The organism is Geothrix sp. 21YS21S-2, from assembly GCF_030846775.1.
Taxonomy (GTDB): domain Bacteria; phylum Acidobacteriota; class Holophagae; order Holophagales; family Holophagaceae; genus Mesoterricola.
Genome location: NZ_CP132910.1, coordinates 782069 through 800787, shown reverse-complemented (window position 1 = coordinate 800787; position 18719 = coordinate 782069). Strand labels below are relative to the sequence as shown.

17 protein-coding genes are annotated in these 18719 nt (G+C 70.5%); 3 read left to right on the top strand and 14 right to left on the bottom strand.

All coding sequences use genetic code 11. The annotated features are described in order from the left end of the window. Positions 1-212 precede the first annotated feature (212 nt). Positions 213-458, top strand: coding sequence for a hypothetical protein (locus RAH40_RS03565; protein WP_306600705.1), 246 nt, complete (start codon positions 213-215; stop codon positions 456-458). 45 nt (positions 459-503) lie between these two features. Here the strand turns inward: RAH40_RS03565 and RAH40_RS03560 are convergent, their stop codons facing one another. The 13 genes from RAH40_RS03560 to mgtE form a co-directional block, all read right to left on the bottom strand. Continuing rightward, on the bottom strand, positions 504-773 hold the full coding sequence (locus tag RAH40_RS03560; RefSeq protein WP_306600704.1) for a hypothetical protein: 270 nt from the start codon (positions 771-773) through the stop codon (positions 504-506). Between the two features lie 19 nt (positions 774-792). Beyond that, a complete protein-coding gene (locus RAH40_RS03555) occupies positions 793-975 on the bottom strand; it encodes a hypothetical protein (RefSeq protein WP_306600703.1) in 183 nt (60 codons plus the stop codon). Between the two features lie 150 nt (positions 976-1125). Beyond that, positions 1126-1494, bottom strand: a complete 369-nt coding sequence (locus RAH40_RS03550; RefSeq protein WP_306600702.1) for a VOC family protein — start codon at positions 1492-1494, stop codon at positions 1126-1128. 52 nt (positions 1495-1546) lie between these two features. Further along, entirely contained in the window at positions 1547-2314 is a 768-nt protein-coding gene (locus RAH40_RS03545) for an alpha/beta fold hydrolase (RefSeq protein WP_306600701.1), read from the bottom strand. Beyond that, positions 2311-3885 carry a hypothetical protein gene (locus RAH40_RS03540; RefSeq protein ID WP_306600700.1) on the bottom strand — a complete coding sequence of 525 codons (1575 nt, stop codon included), beginning with the start codon at positions 3883-3885 and terminating at the stop codon, positions 2311-2313. Before RAH40_RS03540 ends, RAH40_RS03545 begins: the two co-directional genes overlap by 4 nt. Further along, positions 3876-4622: an ABC transporter ATP-binding protein gene (locus tag RAH40_RS03535; RefSeq protein ID WP_306600699.1), complete on the bottom strand. Its 747-nt coding sequence runs from the start codon at positions 4620-4622 to the stop codon at positions 3876-3878. Before RAH40_RS03535 ends, RAH40_RS03540 begins: the two co-directional genes overlap by 10 nt. 34 nt (positions 4623-4656) lie before the next feature. Continuing rightward, positions 4657-6414: a hypothetical protein gene (locus tag RAH40_RS03530; RefSeq protein ID WP_306600698.1), complete on the bottom strand. Its 1758-nt coding sequence runs from the start codon at positions 6412-6414 to the stop codon at positions 4657-4659. Positions 6415-6470: 56 nt separating this feature from the next. Then, a complete protein-coding gene (locus tag RAH40_RS03525) occupies positions 6471-8486 on the bottom strand; it encodes a methyl-accepting chemotaxis protein (protein ID WP_306600697.1) in 2016 nt (671 codons plus the stop codon). Between the two features lie 60 nt (positions 8487-8546). Then, positions 8547-9959: an NAD(P)(+) transhydrogenase (Re/Si-specific) subunit beta gene (locus tag RAH40_RS03520; RefSeq protein WP_373432563.1), complete on the bottom strand. Its 1413-nt coding sequence runs from the start codon at positions 9957-9959 to the stop codon at positions 8547-8549. A gap of 2 nt (positions 9960-9961) precedes the next feature. Next, positions 9962-10243 carry an NAD(P) transhydrogenase subunit alpha gene (locus RAH40_RS03515; protein WP_373432562.1) on the bottom strand — a complete coding sequence of 94 codons (282 nt, stop codon included), beginning with the start codon at positions 10241-10243 and terminating at the stop codon, positions 9962-9964. A gap of 20 nt (positions 10244-10263) precedes the next feature. Then, a complete protein-coding gene (locus RAH40_RS03510; protein ID WP_306600694.1) occupies positions 10264-11403 on the bottom strand; it encodes a Re/Si-specific NAD(P)(+) transhydrogenase subunit alpha in 1140 nt (379 codons plus the stop codon). A 59-nt stretch (positions 11404-11462) separates the two neighbouring features. Continuing rightward, entirely contained in the window at positions 11463-12284 is an 822-nt protein-coding gene (locus tag RAH40_RS03505) for an ATP-binding protein (RefSeq protein WP_306600693.1), read from the bottom strand. Positions 12285-12477: 193 nt separating this feature from the next. Then, positions 12478-13866, bottom strand: coding sequence for a magnesium transporter (gene mgtE, locus RAH40_RS03500; protein ID WP_306600692.1), 1389 nt, complete (start codon positions 13864-13866; stop codon positions 12478-12480). 80 nt (positions 13867-13946) lie between these two features. On the opposite strand from mgtE, the gene ettA reads away from it, so the two are divergent. Both ettA and RAH40_RS03490 read left to right on the top strand, forming a co-directional pair. After that, complete coding sequence (gene ettA / locus RAH40_RS03495; protein ID WP_306600691.1) at positions 13947-15629, top strand: energy-dependent translational throttle protein EttA; 1683 nt, start codon at positions 13947-13949, stop codon at positions 15627-15629. Between the two features lie 58 nt (positions 15630-15687). Then, positions 15688-16281, top strand: a complete 594-nt coding sequence (locus RAH40_RS03490) for a methylated-DNA--[protein]-cysteine S-methyltransferase (protein ID WP_306600690.1) — start codon at positions 15688-15690, stop codon at positions 16279-16281. Here RAH40_RS03490 and RAH40_RS03485 read toward each other — a convergent pair. Further along, on the bottom strand, positions 16278-18683 hold the full coding sequence (locus RAH40_RS03485) for a prolyl oligopeptidase family serine peptidase (protein WP_306600689.1): 2406 nt from the start codon (positions 18681-18683) through the stop codon (positions 16278-16280). The genes RAH40_RS03490 and RAH40_RS03485 overlap by 4 nt on opposite strands. Positions 18684-18719 lie beyond the last annotated feature (36 nt).

Sequence of the window (18719 nt, the reverse complement as noted above, 5' to 3'; positions counted from 1 at the left end):
GGAGGATGCTGCGACCCACCGCCTCAAACCGTCGATCAGTTTGATTGGAGACGTCCTCCACGTTGAGGGGGCCGATGGCTCATGTGGGGACCTTATTGATGCGGTGGGAAGAGATGCGATGTCCAGACTCCTGGTGCGAATCCTGCATGGGTTGAGCGGGGCTTGCGGGAGCGTCCCGTTCCCAGCGGCAACCCCTTTCAACAGGAGCATCCATGGCAGCCAGATCACGCAATGCCAAGAAACCCAAGCTCGCCCTCCATCAGCAGGGCTCCAGCGCGCCCGCCGATCCGAACAACGAAGTGCCCGCGCCCGACAAGCACAAGATGAGCTTCGCCCAGCACCAGCACGAGCTGCAGGTGGAACGGACGCCCAGCCCCTTGCCGGTCCAGGACGTCACCGGCCAGCATCTCAAGGCCGGCGCCCAGCAGCACCAGCAGAAGCCCGGCGCGCACAAATAGCGGCGGCGGCCGCGGCCCGGACATGCCGGGCCGCGGGCCGGGGTCTTAGTTGGCCGCATCCTCCTCGGCTGCGTCCTCCTGCTGGTCCGCGACGGCCTCTTCCACGTCCTCGTGGCCTTCTAGCGTGACCTCGTCCAGCATGGACTCGACCACGTCATCCTCCGTCAGGGCCCCGGCCACCTGCTCGTGCAGCGGGCGTTCCCGCACCTCCAGCGGAAGCTGCGGGCGCTCGGCAGCCCGTATTCCGATGCCCAAGGATTCGGCCTCCATGGGGGTCAGGTCCAGTGGGTCCTTCTTTCGCTTCCTGCGTGCCATGGGCACCTCCATCGGCGGCCTAGAATCGGCAGCCCCGGCCTCGCCGGGCGCCCTTCGCGACTTCCCTGAGCCGCCGGGAGTGACGCAACACCACCAGCCGGGGTCCGGCATTCCGCTGGAGGGTCACGTGCCCGGCCAGCATCGCGGCGAGGAGGATGAGCGCAAAGGACAGGCTGGTGATCAGGATCGCTTCGAATTCCATGGCATCCCCCTGACCCAGGAATTGCACGTTCCGGGCCACTTGATAACCGGAATTGAATCATCCATTACGTACGGAGGTCGGCCCGCTTCCGGGGGCGGGAAGATCAAAATGAGATGACCGTCCTTTCAATTCGAGGGCGGGCCCGGCGCCTTAGGCCATCGAATGCAGCCCGAACATGTTCCCCTCGGTGTCCAGGGCCAGCGCGATGAAGCCGTACTCCCCGATGGCGAACTTCTCCTTGGCCACCTTCCCGCCCGCCTTCGCGACGCGGCCGGCCTCCACCGCGCAGTCCTTGCAGCTGAAGTAGACCAGAGTGCTGTTGCCGCCCGAGGGGCAGCCGTCCATCCGGACCAGGGCCCCGGGCGTGCCGTAGCTCGTCATGTCGCCCTGGAACGCCCACATCTCGGGTTCGGCGGCGCTCAGGCTCGCCAGCTCGGTCTGGAACACCGCCTGGTAGAAAGCCTTGGCCCGCGCCATGTCCTGCACGTAGATCTCGAACCAGCCTACGGGATTGCCCATCGCGATCTCCTTGGAAACGCGTCCAGGATTGTGCCCCAGGCCCCGCGGCAATTCAAGGGGGCGGGAGCTCCCGCACGAACCGGGCCATGGCCTCCAGGACCGGGCCCCTGGCCTGGTGGTGGGGGACGTGGCCGCAGCCGGGCACCAGGAGGCTCCGGGCGGGGCCGCGGACCCCCCGGACGATGGCCTCCACCTGCAAGGCGGAGCCGTATTCGTCGTCGACGCCCTGGATGGCAAGCAGGGGCGCGGTGATGGCCCCCAGCCGGTCCGTCATGTCCCAGGCGCGGTGCCCCGGGGAGAGCCAGACGTCGTTCCAGCCGCGGAAGACGGCGTCCACCTTGTCCCCGTGATGGCGCCGGAGACGCTCGCGCAGGGGGGTGGTCCCGAAGGCCTTTCCGGCCTCGGCCACGCCGGCGACGGTCCTGTCCTCCACGAAGACGTGGGCCGCTTCGGAGATGACGCCCCGGGGCGCGCCGGGGACCCGGGCCGCGTAGAGCAGGGCGATGCTGGCGCCGTCGCTGTGGCCCACCAGGATGGGGCGGCTCACGCCCGCGGCCTCCAGCACTTCGGGCAGGACGGCGGCCTCCCGTTCCAGGTAGCCGGGTTCCAGGGGGCCCTCCCGCTCCTGGGAGGCGCCGTAGCCGCAGCGGTCGTAGACGATGGCGCCAAGCCCCGTGGCCTCGCACAGGGCCTGGGGGAAGTCCCGCCACAGGGTGATGCTGCCCAGGCCTTCGTGGAGGAAGACGAGGACGGGATCGCCGGCCCCCAGCCGGCGCACCCGCAGGCGCCTGCCACCGGCCGTCACGTCGAAGTCGGTCACGGGTTCCTCCCCAGGGCGTGCACCAGCGCCTCCCGGCGCCGGTCGAGGTACTGCGCGGCCAGGGGCAGCGCGAGCCTGCGGTGGACCAGGACCGCGCACCCCAGCAGGAGGGCCATGACCGGCAGGAGAAGGGCCGGTGCCAGCCACACGGCCAGCGCCCAGGCCCCGCCGAAGAACGCCACGCCGGCCAGGGTCGCCCCCATGCCCAGCCACACCATGGCCGGGGAGAGGTTGTGGTTGCGCAGGCTGTCGCGGGGCATGGGGCGGGGGAGCCAGGCGCTGGTCCAGTGCCCCAGGCTCACCTGGTAGAAGAAGAGGCACCCGCTGAGGCAGAGGGCCGGGAGGGCCTGGGCCGGAGGCAGGTTGCCGGTGGCGGCCATCAGGGTCAGGAACAGCAGGGCCTGGGCGCCCATGTAGGCCAGGAGGCCCAGGGCCTTGCCGGCCAGCAGGTCGCGGGAGGTCAGCGGGAGCAGGAGCAGGGTCTTGACGCCCGGGCCGTCCAGGCCGAACTGGTTGAGCTGCATCTGGACACCGGACAGGGCGAGGTAGGCGAAGCTCGCCGGCGCGCCCCACAGCGCCGCCGTCGCGGACCGGGAGGCCGGGCCCTTGAGGAACACCAGCACCATGAGCGGCACCAGCAGCCCGAACTTGCCGAGGTGGCTGGAGATGAGGATGCGCCAGTGGAGGCGCGCCACGCCCAGGACGGGGGTGGGGAAGGACCACAGCCGCTCCCGGCCCCGGGCCTGGGGCCTTGCGCCCTCGGCCTCCCGCGCCATCAGGCGCGCCGAAACCAGGAGGAGCAGGCCCAGGGCGGCCAGGGGATAGACCTGCAGGCCCAGGGCGGCGCCCCAGTGGCCCAGGGCGGCCTCCCGGAGGCCGGCGGCGCACTGGAGGGGCGGCGTGGCCAGGAGGGCCCCGGCCAGGGCCCCGAGGGCCGGGACGGCCCGGCGGAACAGGGCGGCCTTTCCGCCCAGGGCCGGCAGCAGGGTCAGGCTCGCCCAGGCCGCCACCCCCAGGAGGGTGAGCCCCACCTGGAGCCGCTTCACGGCGCGCACCGCGAGGCTGTTGACCAGGTACTGGATGCAGAGCAGGCCCCCCACGGTCCCCAGCCAGGGCAGCGGCAGGAGCGGCAGGAGCCGGGGCCGGGCGGCCCCGGTCCCCAGCAGCAGGAAGAACGATGTCAGCGCGACGGTCAGGGGCAGGAGATCGCCCAGCCCCGCCACCAGCTCCGCCGCGAACAGGCTCCTCAATTTCACGGGAAAGGTGCGGACGCCCTCCCAGGCCAGGACCCGGCTGCCCCCGGCCACCCCTCCCGCCAGCCCCCCGAAGAGCGCCATGCCCCCCAGGATGCCGCCCAGGACCCGCGCGTGGACGGGGTTCGCCAGATCCCGGCCCAGGTACCAGCCGCCCACCAGGGCCAGGCCCAGCGTCGGCAGGGCCAACAGCAGGACCACCAGGCCCAGGAACACCCCGTACATCACCCGCCCGAAGGTCCCCAGCTCCCGCCGGGACCGGTTCCAGGTGGCCTGCAGGTGGGCCTGGAGGAGGGCGAGGGCCGGGGTCACAGCCACGAGAGCTCTCCCGTGCGGGCCCCGCCCACCAGCTCCACGAACAGGCTCTCCAGGTTGGCGGCGCCGCCCCGAAGCTCCTCCAGGGGCCCGAAGCCCAGGAGGCGGCCCTGGTCCAGGATGGCGATCGTCGGGCAGAGCTTCTCCACCACCTCCATGATGTGGGAGGTGAGGATGAGGGTGACGCCGGTGCGCTGCAGGGCGGCCAGGATGTCCTTGATGGTGCGGCTGGTCACCGCGTCGATGCCCTCGAAGGGCTCGTCCAGGAACACCACCTCGGGCCCGTGGAGGATGGCCGCGCAGAACGCCAGCTTCTTCTTCATGCCGTAGCTGTAGTCGGCCACCAGGGCCCCCTTGGCGGGCGCCAGGTCCAGCTTGCCGAAGAGCTCCTCCCGCCGGGCGTCGGCCACCGGGTCCTGCAGGCCGTACATGCGGCCCACGAAGCGCAGGTACTGGGGTCCGGTGAGGTATTCGAGCAGCGCCATCTCCTCGGGCATGACGCCGATGCGGCGCTTGATGGCCAGGTCGTCCTGGGCCAGGTCCAGGCCCAGGATCCGGATGGTTCCCCGGGTGGGCCGCAGGAGGCCCGTCACCATCTTCAGGGTGGTGCTCTTGCCGGCGCCGTTGCGGCCCAGGAGGCCGAGGAAGCTGCCCGGCGGCAACCGGAGGGTCAGGCCGTCCACGGCCACCTTGTCGCCGAAGGTCTTGGTGAGATCCTGGAGGTCGAGGGCGTAATCCATGGACCTAACCTAGCGCAAAGCGGGGCCGGGTTCCTCACAGATCCCCTTCCGCAGCCCGCCTCGGGCAGGGCAGCAGGCGCCGCACCAGATCCAGCAGGCCGGACGTCCGCGCCCGGGGGGCGCCGCTGGTGGCGCCGTCCGTCGGGCCCGAGCTGGAGAGCCCGGCCAGGACGAGAACCTCGGCCGGAGCGGTGCCGGAGGCCGCCTGGGGCGTGCCGGATACCGCCAGGACGAAGGGGATGGGCTCGGCGGTGGAGGACTCCCCTTCGGGGGCGGAGCTGGCGAGGACGGCATCCTCGGCCTCCCGCGCGTTCAGGTGGGCCATGCTCTCGGCGTTGAAGGTCTGGATGACCTCCGTGAGCCAGACCCGCGACAGGGCGGCGATCCGGAGCAGATCGAAACCCTCGGCGTAGACGGTGCCGGCCGAGAGGGCCACGGCGCCGGCCCCGGTGAACAGATCGGCGGCCTCCGCGGTGGATCCGGCCCGGGCGGCGGCGTTGGCCGCGAGGATGAGACCCCTGGAACCGGCGAACAGGCCGTTGCCCAGGCTCAGGGTCCAGTCCCCGGCCGCGCCGACCAGGCCCGCGAACTCGTCGAAGTAGGTGAACGTGTCGGAGCGGCTGCGGGCGTCGGACAGGGGCGTGGTGGGGCAGGGGGCCTGGCGCCCTCGCAGGATGCCCGCGGTCAGGCAGGCGATGCCGTGGGAATAGAGGTGGGCGATGGTGGCGTTATGGGAGCGGAACGCCTCGGCCACCTGCGCGCCGCACACGGGGAGGTCCAGGTGGTGCCGGGCCGCAAGGGCGCAGCCCTCGGACATCCCACGCAGCGCGGTATCCATGGCGGACAGGGGGGAGGTCAGGCTCGTGAGGCTGGCGTCGTCCGCCGTCTCCGGGGCACCCGTGCAGTTCAGGGCCAGGGCGTCCTGGGCGTTGGCGTAACGCTGGTAGGCGGCCCGCTTTGCGAGGGTCAGGGAGCCCACCTCGCCGAAGCCGTCGGCGACGCCCCCGATCACGTACCCGACGGCCGCCAGGCTTTCGCCCACCTGCCCCAGGGCGAAGGCGGCCGTGGCGGCGACTTCCCCTCCGCCCGCGGCCAGGAGGGCCGATTGCCCGAGGTGGAGGCCCGCCCCGGCCGCCTGCACCCGGAAGGCATCCCGGTTGAGCTGGAGCATGAGAGCCGTGGCCTGCGCGCTCACCCGGTCGAATTCCGCCAGCTGATCGCTCTGGAGCAGCGCGATGCGCTCCTTGGCCTCGGCCACGGACTCGCCGCGCAGGCACCAGCCCGCGCCCAGGACCTCCGGATCCTGGAACAGGCGCCGCGCCTGGGCCAGGATGCCCCGGGCCTGGGAGAGGACGCCGGCCCGGTAGTCCGGATCGCAGGGGGGGAGGACCCGGCCCGCCAGGGCCGCCGGGCCGCACACGGGATCCAAGGCGGCCAGACCGTTCGTGGCCTCGGTCAGATAGCGGTCGGTCGGGTCCGTCTGGGCAAGCGCCTGGAGGACCGCCGGGTCCGTGAGGGCGCTCATGCCCAGCAGGGCCATGCAGAACACCCCGCCCAGCCTGGGACGCGCTGCGGCGGGCGGGCGAAGCGCTGGCGCCTGCGGGGCCGGTTCCTCCGCGCTGCGAGCCTCCCGGGCAGCCTTCTTGCAGGCCCGGATTTCAGCCTGCAGGCGCCGGGAATGGGCCAGGGCCTTCTGGCGGCTGGTGGGCGCCGCCTGGGCCAGGGCCCCGGCGGCGAGCATGCAGGCCATGCCCAGCACCAGCCTGGGACAGCGGATCGAGTTTGCGGTCATGGACACTCCTCCCGGTCGTTCGATACGGGAGGGGTGCCCATTCTCCGGGATTGGTTTCAGACCTGGAAACGTTCCACGAGGCCCACCAGGCCTTCGGCGGTGACGGTGAGCCGGCCCGAGGCGGCGGCGGTGGCCTCCACGGTGGCCGACAGCCGGAGGCTGGCCTCGGCGTTGGCGACGGCCTTGCGGGCATCCGCGGCCACCTGCTGCGCCACGTCGGCGCTGGCCCGGGACTGCTGTTCGGAGGCCGAGCCGATCTCCATGGACATGGCGGTCACCTGCCCGACCAGGTCCTTGATGACGCCCAGGGCGTGGACGGCCTCCTGGACGGTGGTCTGGCCTTCGGCGATGGCCCGGTCGCTGCCCTGGATGAGTTCGGCGATCTCCCGGGCGGCGGCGCTGCTGCGTTCGGCCAGCTTGCGCACTTCCTCGGCCACCACGGCGAAGCCCTTCCCGGCCGCTCCGGCCTTGGCCGCCTCGATGGCGGCGTTGAGGGACAGGAGGTTGGTCTGCCGGGCGATCTCCTGGATCACCTGCACGGCGGCCACCACCTGGGCGGTGGTGTCCGCGACCCGGCCCATGGCCTGGATGGCGGCCTCCCCGGATCGGTCGCCCTGCTGGGCCGTCTCCACGGCCTTCATGGCTCGCAGATGGCTGTCCCGGGCGTGGGCGGACACGTCCTGGATGGAGCCCGACAGCTCGGCCACCGCAGCGGCCATGCGTTCGGCGGAAGCCCGCTGGTCCTCGGCGTTCCGGGCCAGTTCGCGGGAATGGGCGCTGACGGCCGCGTTGGCGGCGGCGAACGTGGCGCCGTGTTCGGTCACCCGCATGGCGTCGAAGTGGATGCGGTTGATCATGCCCTTCAGGTGGGACTGCATGATCCTCAGGGCCGCCAGGAGGCTGGTGCGGTCGCCCAGGCGGGTGCGTATCTCCGCGTGCAGGTCGCCCCCGGCGATGGCCCGGGCGATGCCCATGGCCACGAGGGGGTCGCTGCCCAGCTGGTTGGACAGGGTCTTGACCAGCCGGTGGAAGAGGAACATGCACACCAGGAAGGCGGCCAGGCCCCCCAGGGTGATGGCCCACAGGTTCGCGCGGGAGGCGCGGGTGATGCCGCCCAGTCTGGCGCGGACATCGCCCACCTCCCGCTCCCGCAGGGCCAGCACGGCCTTGCTGAGCCGGGCCGAGGAGGCGTCGAAGGTCTCCATGACCCGGTTGCCTTCGGCCTGGCCCTTGCCCCGGTAGGCCTCGTACATGGTCCGGCCGGTGGCCACCAGGGCGTCCAGGTCGCCTTCGAGGGCCCGGCCGGGGGCGCGGGGATCGTCCTGGACGCTCCGCCGGTAGTCGGCCAGGGCTGTCCGGAAGGCCGCGGCGGCGCCCTCGGCCTCCTTGAGCGCGTCCGCGTGGCCCGTGAGGCAGGCGTCGGTGAAGAACTGCTGGATCTGTACGGTCTGGTAGGCCATCTCGTCGGCCGACAGGGCCCCGGGCAGGTCCCGCTCCCCCACGCCCGTGGCGGCGTTGAAGTTGCCCATGAAGGAGAAGAAGTTGAGCAGGGAGAAAAGGCCGATGATGGCCAGGATCAGGCTGGCGGTCATCCAGATGCGGGTCGTGAAGAGCATCCGGGGAAAGGTGATCCAGGGCTGGCGGAACACCGTCTCGGCCGCCTTGCCGGCCCGGATGCCGGCATACAGGAGCTCGGCCTCCTCCACCTGGATCCGGTCGGGCTTGCTGCGGATGGAGACGTAGCCCTCCAGCTTCCCGTGTTCGACGATGGCCGAGACCGTGGTGTCCACCCAGTAGAAGTCCCCCGATTTGGCGCGGTTCTTCACCATGCCCTGCCAGGTCTCGCCGCGGCCGAGGGTGGCCCACAGGTCCGCGAAGGCCGAGGGGGGCATGTCGGGATGGCGCACGAGGTTGTGGGGCTGGCCCAGCAGCTCCTCCCGGGTGTAGCCGCTCACCCGCACGAACTCGTCGTTGGCGAAGGTGATGACGCCCCGGGTATCGGTCATGGAGACGATGAAGGCTCCGTCCTCCAGATGCCGTTCCACCCTGGTCACGGGCTGGTTGTTCCTCATCGACGCTCCCTCCGGCCTTGCTGGAAATGCCAATAACTATGGGCGCGCGGCCGGCAACCGCTAGTGCCCTTCTCCGCTGAGCTGCCGCCCCAGCTCCCCCACCACGGTCTTGGCGTCCCCGAAGAGCATGAACGTCTTGTCCAGGAAGTAGAGGCTGTTGTCGATGCCCGCGAAGCCGGGGTTCTTGGATCGCTTGATGGCATAGACCGTCCGGGCCCGGTCGGCGTCAATGATGGGCATGCCGTAGATGGGGCTGGCCTTGTCCGTGCGGGCGGCCGGGTTCACCACGTCGTTGGCGCCGATGATGAGGGCCACATCGGCTTGGGGCATATCGCCGTTGATGTCGTCCATTTCAAGCAGATCGTCATAGGGGATCTCGGCCTCGGCCAGGAGCACGTTCATGTGCCCGGGCATGCGCCCGGCCACCGGGTGGATGGCGAACTTGACCGTGACCCCGCGTTTCTTGAGCAGGTCATACAGTTCCCGCACCTTGTGCTGGGCCTGGGCCACGGCCATGCCGTAGCCGGGCACGATCACCACCAGGTCCGCCTGGGCCATGACCTGGGCGGCGCTCTCCACGGTGTCCTCCTTGTAGGTCCGGGCCGCGTCCCCGGCGGCGCTCTGCTGCGTCTGGCCGAAGGCCCCGAAGAGGACGTTGGTGAAGGACCGGTTCATGGCCTTGCACATGATGATCGAGAGGATCAGGCCCGAACTGCCGTCCAGGGCGCCGGCGGTGATGAGGAGCTTGTTGTTAAGCACGAAGCCCATGGCCACCGCGGACAGGCCCGCGTACGAATTCAGGATGGAGATGACCGTGGGCATGTCCGCCCCGCCGATGGGCAGGATGAGCAGCACCCCGAAGGCCAGGGACAGGACCAGCAGCCCCCCGAAGGCCGCGGGGGCCCAGGGGGCCAGCGGGTGCAGCACCAGGGCCATGCCCAAGGCCAGGGCCAGGGCGAAGAGCGCCAGGTTGATGACGTTCTGGAAGGGGTAGGTGACGGGCCGCTGGGGGATCCACGCCACCTCCTGGAGCTTGCCCGCCGCCAGCAGGGAGCCGGTGAGGGTGAGGAAGCCCAGCAGCACCTCGGCCACCAGGGCCGTGACGATGAAGGGGGTGAGGGCGGCCCCGTTGCGCTCGCCGTAGTACAGGAAGAACTTCCCCGTGCCCACGAGGCCCGCGGCCATGCCTCCGAAGGCGTGGCTCAGGGCGGTCCGCTGGGGCACGGCGGTGAGCGGCACCTGGGCCAGGGGGTAGCCCACCGCCGCACCCAGCACGAAGGCGCCGAGGATCCACCAATAATGGGTGCCGCCCGTGGCCAGCACCCCCGCGAGGGTGCCCCCCACCGCCAGGGCCATGGCCGCGACGCCGGCCAGGACGCCCTTGCGCGCGGATTCCGGGTCGCTCATCCACCGCAGGGACAGGATGAACAGGGCGGTGCCCGCCAGGTACATGAGCTGGACGAGGGACTCCAGGTTCACTTGGCGCCCTCCCGCTTCTTGAACATCTTCAGCATGCGGTCCGTGATGAGGAAGCCGCTGACGATGTTCGTGGTGGAGCAGAAGATGGCCGCCAGGCCCAGGGCCGTGACCCACCAGGGCTGGTGGGAGCCGGCCGAGACGATGATGGCGCCCACCACCGCGATGGCGGAGATGGCGTTGGTCAGGCTCATGAGCGGCGTGTGCAGGAGCCGGGACACGCGCTGGATGGACATGAGGCCGATGAAGGTGGCCAGCATGAACACGAAGAGCGCGCCCATGATGTCGACGGGGCCGTGGGTCACGGGTGGCTCCTTTCAAGGGCCTGGAGGGTGGGGCCGTGGACGATCTCGCCATCCCGGGTGACCACGCAGCCCTTCTGGATGTCGTCCTCCCGGTCCAGGCGCAGGCTCCCGGCGTCCTTGTCCCAGAAGGCCAGGACGAAGTTGAGGAGGTTGCGGGCGAAGAGGGTGCTGGCGGCCCGGGGCAGGGTGGAAGGCAGGTTGAGGGGGGCCAGGATCCGCACCCCGTGGGCCGTCACGGTCTCCCCGGGCCGGCTCAGGGTGCAGTTGCCGCCGCCGTCGGCCCCCAGGTCCACGATCACCGACCCGGGCTTCATGGTGGCCACGATGGCCTCGTCCAGGAGCCTGGGCGCGAAGACGCCCCCGATGAGCGCGGTGGTGACCACCACGTCCATGCCCGCGCAGTGTCCGGCCAGCATGCGGGCCTGGAGGGCCTTGTCCTCCGCGGACAATTCCGCTGCGTACCCTCCGCCGGCGTGGGCCTTCACGTCGATGCCCACGTACTTGCCGCCCACGGACTCGATCTGCTCGCGCACCTCGGGGCGCACGTCGGTGGCGCTGACGCTGGCCCCCAGGCGCCGGGCGGTGGCGATGGCCTGCAGCCCGGCCACGCCCGCCCCGATGACGAAGACCTTGGCCTGGGGCGTGGTGCCCGCGGCGGTCATGAACATCGGGAAGTAGCCCGGGAACTCAGCCGCGCCCAGCAGCACGCCCTTGTAGCCCGTGATGTTGGCCTGGCTGGAGAGGGTGTCCATGGCCTGGGCCCGGGTGGTGCGGGGGATGCAGTCGGTGGAGAAGGCCGTCACGCCCCGGGCCGCCAGCCGCTGCATGGCGTCCAGGTGCCGGGTGGGGAAGAGGGAGGCCAGGAGGATCGCGCCGGGCTTCAGGAGGTCGGCCTCGAGGGCGCCGCCGGGGCGCTCCATGGGGGCGTTGACCTTCAGGACCAGGTCCGCGTCCCAGGGATCGCCGAGCGTCGCCCCCGCCTGGCGGTAGGCCTCGTCCGGGAAGAAGGCCCGCTCCCCGGCGCCCGGCTCGACGGCCACCTCGGCCCCGGCCTGCACCAGCTTCCGGCAGGACTCGGGGTCCAGCGCGACCCGGTTCTCACCGGGCCGGACCTCGACTGGGACGGCGATCTTCATGGAGCCTCCGCGACTTCCGAATGATACGCGGACTCATGTTCACCGGAAAAGGGGGCGGATCAGGCGACCCAGTCCTCTTTTCGGATTTCCCCGTCGACGCCGACCACCACCACCTTGAGGGGCACCCGGCGCTTCGCCGCCTGGGCCGCCACCTGGGCGCAGCGCAGGAGGCCGCCGCAGCAGGGCACCTCCATGATCATGACGGTGATGGTGTTCACCTGGGCCTCGTCGATGAGGGCCGTGAGCTTGGCGACGTAGGATTCCTGGTTGGTGTCCAGCTTGGGGCAGGCGATGGCCACCTTCTTGCCGGGCAGCCACTTCTGGTTGAAGTCGGGCAGGGCGAAGGCCACGCAGTCGGCGGCCAGGAGCAGGTCGGCCTTGTGGAAGACCGGGTTCATGGGCGAGATGAGGTGCATCTGCACGGGCCAGTGGCTGAGCTGGCTCTGGAGGCCCTCGGCCGGGGCGGGGGCCGCGGCGCGTTCGAGGTTGCGGGGGGCGGAACCGGGACAGCCCATGGGTTTCTCCTTGTACGGGGGGATGGCGACCTGGAGCTCGGCCAGGTAGGCCTCGGCTTCCTTGAGGTAGGCGGTCTGGGCGTGGTGGTGGAGGTGTTTGAGGTGGGCCTTGAGGGTGTTGGGTCCCTTGGGCAGGATGTTGTCGATGGTCTTTCGCTCGTCGTACGGGGCGGCCTCCCGGGTCTCCACCTCGATGGCCCCCTGGGGGCACTCGCCGATGCAGGCCCCGAGCCCGTCGCAGGTGATCTCGCTCACCAGGCGGGCCTTGCCGTCGATGATCTGCAGGGCCCCTTCGGGGCAGCCGTCGGCGCAAAGGCCGCAGCCGTCACACAGGTCCTCGTCGATGCGGATGATCTGGCGTTCCATGGCGTCTCCCGGGGACCAAGCATGACGGGCGCGCGGGAACGGCGCCTTGATCTGGATCAAGACTTATTCGATTTTCACCTGCGCGGCCGTTTTGGGCCGGCGTGGGCGACAGGCGGTGCTCCGCCTGTCCACAACGGAGGCGTGGCTGTCGAGATTTCAGCAAGCCCTGGGACTTCAACTGCAGAATCCATGCTCAGAGGATGGTCCCCTTGAGGATCATGGAGGCCACCTGGAAGTAGATCACCAGCCCCGTGACGTCCACCAGCGTCGCGACGAAGGGGGCCGAGCTCGTCGCCGGGTCGAAGCCGAAGCGGCGCAGCAGGAAGGGCAGCATGCTCCCGGCCAGGGTGCCGAAGAGCACCACCCCGGTCAGGCTCATCCAGACGGTGAGGGCCACCAGGATGTAGTTGTGGCCGTAGTTCGCGAGGCCCATGCGCTGCCAGATCACGATCCGGGTGAAGCCGATCGCGCCCAGGCCGCCGCCCAGGGCGAGCCCTGAAAACAGCTCCCGGCGGAAGACCCGGATCCAGTCCCTCAGCTTGAGCTCCTGCAGGGCCAGGGCCCGGATGATCAGGGAGGTGGCCTGGGACCCGGAATTGCCCCCGGTGCTGATGATCAGCGGCACGAACAGGGCCAGCACCACCGCCTTGGCGATCTCCTTCTCGTAGTGGCCCATGGCCGTCGCCGTGAGCATCTCCCCCAGGAACAGCACCGCCAGCCACCCGCCGCGCTTGCGGACCATGGCCCAGAAGCCGGAATCGGCGTAGGGCATGTCCAGGGCCTCGACGCCGCCCATCTTCTGGATGTCCCGGGTGGCCCGGGCCTCGGCCACGTCCACCACGTCGTCGATGGTGATGATGCCCAGCATCTGCTGGGCCTGGTCCACCACCGGCAGGGCGACCCGGTCGTACTTCTCGAAGGCCTGCAGGACCTCCCCCACGGGCGCGGTGTCGAGCAGGGCCACCAGGCCCGGGTCGGTGATATCGGTGACCAGCATGGCCGGGTCGGCCAGGACCAGTGACCCCAGCCTCAGGTCCTCCACCAGCCTGCCGTCCTCGTCGACGATGTAGATGACATTCAGGGTTTCCTTGCCCCGGCCCGTGGTGCGGATGGCCTCCAGGGCCTCCCGGGCCGTCATGCCGGGCAGGATCGAGGCATACTGCGGCGTCATGTAGCGTCCGGCCGTGTTGTCCTTGTAGCTGAGCAGGGCCAGGCCCTGCTTCAGTTCCGATGCGGGAAGGCGACCGAGCAGTGTGTGCGCGACGGGCAGGGGCAGCTTGGCCAGCAGCTGGGTCCGGTCGTCCGGCGGCAGCGCGCCCACCAGCTGCGCCAGCTGCTCCGGGGCGGTCTTCCTGAGGATTCGACGTTGCTGGAAGGTGGGCAGGTAGGCGAAGATCTCGCCCTGGCGCTTTCCCAGGAGCCGGAGAAGGAGGATCTCCTGGGACGCGCCCACGCCCTCCAGGAGTTCGGCCACGTCCGCGGGGTGCAGCGCATCCAGGGCCCGCCTGAGGCGGTACCAGCGTCCCGCGTCCATGAGCCTGCGGAGCTCCGGGGCGGTCAGGGTGTCCTTTGTCTCCGCCATGTGCTCTCCCTCAATGGGTTTGGAACCATGAAGCCATTCAGGGCCGCCCCTGGCTTATGATGGACGCTGGAGAACCACGTATGGCCAAGCGCACCACCGATCAGCCCGAAATCATCTATTCCATGATGCGGGTGAGCAAATTCTACAACAACAAACCCGTCATCAAGGACATCTCCCTGTCCTACTTCTACGGCGCCAAGATCGGCGTCCTGGGCCTGAACGGCTCGGGCAAGTCCACGGTGCTGCGCATCATGGCGGGCGTGGACCAGGACTTCAACGGCGAGGCGGTGCTGAGCAAAGGCTACACCACCGGCCTCCTGGAGCAGGAGCCCAAGCTCGACGACACCAAGACCGTGCGCGAGATCGTGGAGGAGGGCGCCGCGGTGAAGGTTGCCCTGCTGCGCGAGTACAACGAGATCAGCGAGCTCTTCGGGGAGCCCGACGCGGACATGGATGCCCTCCTGGCCCGCCAGGGCGCGCTGCAGGACCAGATCGACACCCTGGACTGCTGGGACCTGGACGCCCAGCTGGAGCAGGCCATGGACGCCCTGCGCTGCCCGGACCCGGAGACCTCCATCAGCGTCCTCTCCGGGGGCGAGCGAAGGCGGGTGGCCCTGTGCCGGCTCCTCATCCAGCAGCCCGACATCCTGCTCCTGGACGAGCCCACCAACCACCTGGACGCCGAGAGCGTGGCCTGGCTAGAGCTGCACCTGCAGCGCTACGAGGGCACCGTCATCGCCATCACCCACGACCGGTACTTCCTGGACCACGTGGCCGAGTGGATCCTCGAGCTGGACGGCGGCCGGGGCATCCCCTGGAAGGGCAACTACTCCAGCTGGCTGGAGCAGAAGCAGGAGCGCCTGGCCCAGGAGGAGAAGTCCGACAAGGCCCGCCAGAAGACCCTGGAGCGCGAGCTGGAGTGGATCCGCATGTCCCCCAAGGGCCAGCACGCCAAGAGCAAGGCCCGCATCTCCAGCTTCGAGAACCTGCTCAGCCAGGAGAACGTCCAGCGGGAGAAGGACCTGGAGATCTTCATCCCCGCCGGCCCCCGGCTGGGCGACCTGGTGGCCGAGCTCACCGGCGTCAGCAAGGCCTACGGCGAGAAGGTGCTCTTCGAGGACCTCACCTTCGCCATCCCCAGGGGCGGCATCCTGGGCGTCATCGGCGCCAACGGCGCGGGCAAGACCACCCTGTTCCGCATGCTCGCGGGCCAGGAGGCCCCCGACGCCGGCTCCATCCGCATCGGGGAGACCGTGAAGATGGCCGTGGTGGACCAGCTGCGCCAGGGCCTGGACCCCGACAAGAGCGTGTACGAGGCCGTCACCGGCGGCTCCGACATGATCGAGATGGGCGGCAAGCTCGTCAACGGCCGGGCCTGGATGTCCAAGTTCGGCTTCTCGGGCGAGTCCCAGACCAAGAAGGTGCGCGAGCTATCCGGCGGCCAGCAGAACCGCCTGAACCTGGCCCTCACCCTCAAGAGCGGCGCCAACGTGCTGTTCTTCGACGAGCCCACCAACGACCTGGACGTCAACACCATGCGCGCCCTGGAGGAGGCCATCGAGGCCTTCGCGGGTTCGGCCGTGATCATCAGCCACGACCGCTGGTTCCTGGACCGCCTGGCCACCCACATCCTGGCCTTCGAAGGCGACAGCCGGGTGGAGTTCTTCGACGGGAACTACTCCCAGTACGAAGCCTACCGCCGCGAGCAGCTGGGCCTGGACGCGGGGCCGCACCGCATCCACTACCGGAAGCTTACGCGCTAGATTTCGCCGTGCGCGGGGCCGCCCGGTGCGTATGTTCAAGGTTACGAGGAGCCTACCCGTGGCAGCACCCCCCATCCCCTTCCACCATTACCTCCACAGCCCCCTGGGCTGGATCGGCGTTGGGCTGGCGGACGGGGGGAAGATCGGCCGCCTGGAGGTCCTGCCCGAATCCGAGGACACCCTCATCCTCACGCCCCGGAACCGCCGGGAGCCGCGGGTTCTGGATTTCCTCAAGAGCCAGCTGGACGGATACTTCCGCCGGACCCTGCGCACCTTCAACCTGCCCATCCACCTGGCGGGCGATGCCCTGGAACAGCGCGTGTGGGCGGAGACGCTCCTGCTGGGGTTCGGCCAGTGCGTGAGCCTCAAGGTCCTGGCCGAGCGGATGCAAGCAACCGAACAGGCCAACGCCGTCGCCGCCGCCCTGCGGGCCAGCCCCGTGGCCATCCTGGTTCCCACCCACCGGGTGCTGGGCTGGGAGGAGGCCGGCAAGCTGCCGCCCTGGATCCGTTTCCTCAGGAACCTGGAGGACATCGTCCCCGGCGAATCCACCGGCCTCACCGCCGCCTCGCTGCCCACCACGGCCCAGGAACTGGCCCGGGCCACCGCGCAGGCCCCTTCGGTCACGCTGCGGACCCAGGGTAAACGCTAGTTTCGGCCTTTGACGTAGGTCTCCAGCCACTGGTCCTGCTCCCAGAGCATGTGCAGGACGTTCTCCCGGGCGGCGTAGCTGTGCGACTCCAGGGGCAGCAGCACCAGCCGCGCCCTGCCGCCCAGGCCCTTGATGGCCTGGAAGAGGCGTTCGCTCTGCAGGGTGAACGTGCCCGGATTGTTGTCGGCGTCGCCGTGGATGAGGAGGATGGGCGCCTTGATCTGCCCGGCCGCGTCGAAGGGCGACATGGCGTGGTAGACCCCCGGAGCCTGCCAGTAGGTGCGCTCCTCGGCCTGGAAGCCGAAGGGCGTGAGCGTGCGGTTGTAGGCGCCGCTGCGGGCGATGCCGGCGGCGAAGAGATCGGAGTGGGCCAGGAGGTTGGCCACCATGAAGGCGCCGTACGAATGCCCCATGCAGGCCACGCGCCTGCGGTCGCCCACCCCCAGGCGGTCCAGCTCGTCGATGGCCGCCTTGGCGTTGGCCACCAGCTGCTCGATGTAGGTGTCGTTGGGTTCCGCGGCGCCCTGGCCGACGATGGGAAACCTGGCGTTCTCGAGCACCGCGTAGCCGCGCAGGGTCCAGTAGAGCGGCATGGACCAGCGGGGGGCGGAGAAGAGGTTGGGGGATTCCTTCACCTGGCCGGCGTTGGCGGCGTCCTTGAACTCGGTGGGGTAGGCCTCCATGAGCACGGGAAGGCGCCCGTCCCGCGCGGGATCGTAGCCGGCGGGCAGGTGCAGGACGGCGCTGAGGTCCACGCCGTCGGCGCGCTTGTAGTGGAGCGTCGTGCGGGAGACGCCCGCCAGGGCCTTGTAGGGATTCTCGGTGTGCGTGAGGGGCTGCAGGGAGGGCTTCTTCCCGAGGGTGCGCAGGTTCAGGTCGGGGAAGCGCGCGGGTCCCTGGATCTGCGTGAGGAGCCGGGAGGGGTCCAGCACGCGCACGATGTGCTCGTACGTGGTGGCGCCGTCGGCCTGCCAGAGCCGCTCCGCCTTGCCCGTGGCCGGGTCGTAGGCGTCCAGGAAGGGGCGGTTGCCCTTGGGTCCGCAGCCCTCGCCCTCGAGGAAGAGGCGCTTGCGGTCCTGGCTGAAGAGCAGCGTCATGCGGTTGAAGGCGTTGCGGGCGGTGACGAAGTCGCCGGGGTCCCCGTAGGCGTCCTCGGAGGAGCGCTCGAAGAGCAGCCGCCCCGGGCCGCCCCGGGACGGGTCCACCAGGCTCGTGCGGGCGCGGCGGGTCTTCCACCAGCTCTCCACGGCGATGGCGGTGTGATCGTCGCCCCACACGATTTCGTGGAGGCGGTACTTCGCCTGGAAGACCAGGGCGGGCGCGCCCGTGAAGGGCTCGCGGAGCTGGTACGCGTGGTCGCGGAGGGGCACGTCCCGGGAAGGCGCGCCGCCGTCCTGGGCCTCGGTCCACGCCACGGTGGCGGCCTCGTCCTCGCGCCACTGGAACCGCCGGCGCCCCGCCTCGCAGGCGTCGAAGTCCACGGGGATCCGGTCCTGGAGACCCCGTTGCGCCAGGGTGGCCACCGGCGCTCCGGAGGCCGTGACGATGCGCACGGTGGCGGGGAAGCGGCTTTCGGGGAACAGATAGGAGAAGGGCCGCAAGAGCTCGGTCACCAGGAGGAAGGCGCCGCCGGGGGCGGGCAGGATGCCGCGGTAGAGGGCCGGAGGCAGCACGCCGGAGGTCCTGCCCTCCAGGTCCACGCGCTGGATGCGGGTGGTGGCGTAGTAGGCGAAGCGGGCCTCGTCCGCGGGGGAGTGGAGCAGGTCCTGGTAGGTGCGCGAAGGCGCGCGCACGCCGGTGGCCTCCTGGACGGCGGGGCCCAGGGGCAGGGCGGAGCCTTCGGGGCAGGGGTCCAGGGTCGGCCGCACGCGGACGTAGAGCCCCGCGCCGTCCGGGCTCCACGCGAAGGGCGCACCCAGCACCGCGCTCAGCACGGGTTCCGTGAGGCGCCGGGCCCGGCCCGTCGTGGTGTCCACGGTCCAGAGCGCCAGGCCCGCGGCCTGGACCTCCACCAGGGCCAGGTGGGCGCCGGTGGGGGAGAACGCGGGATGCTCGAAGCGCAGGTCCGCCGGCAGGCCCGTGACGGGAATGGCCCTGCCCGTGGCCACCTCGCGCAGCTCCAGGCCGCGCAGGGTCCTTGTGCGCGACAGGTTGTGGGTGCGGGGATTGATGCGGAGTCCCGCCAGTCGCAGTTCGGGCTGGGCGAGGTCCTCGAGAGTCAGCAGGGCGGGGCGCTTGACCAGGGCCAGCACCCGGGCCCGGGGATCCACCAGGGCCGAGGGCGGCGTCTCCACGTCCACCAGATCCTGGATCACCTTGGGGGGCGTGCGGAAGGCGAGGGGAGCCTGGGCCGAGGCGGGAAGGAGGGCCGCCAGGGCCAGGACGAGCCGGATCGAGGTCATGGGTGCTCCGGGGGCAAGGCTCCACTGTCCCATCGG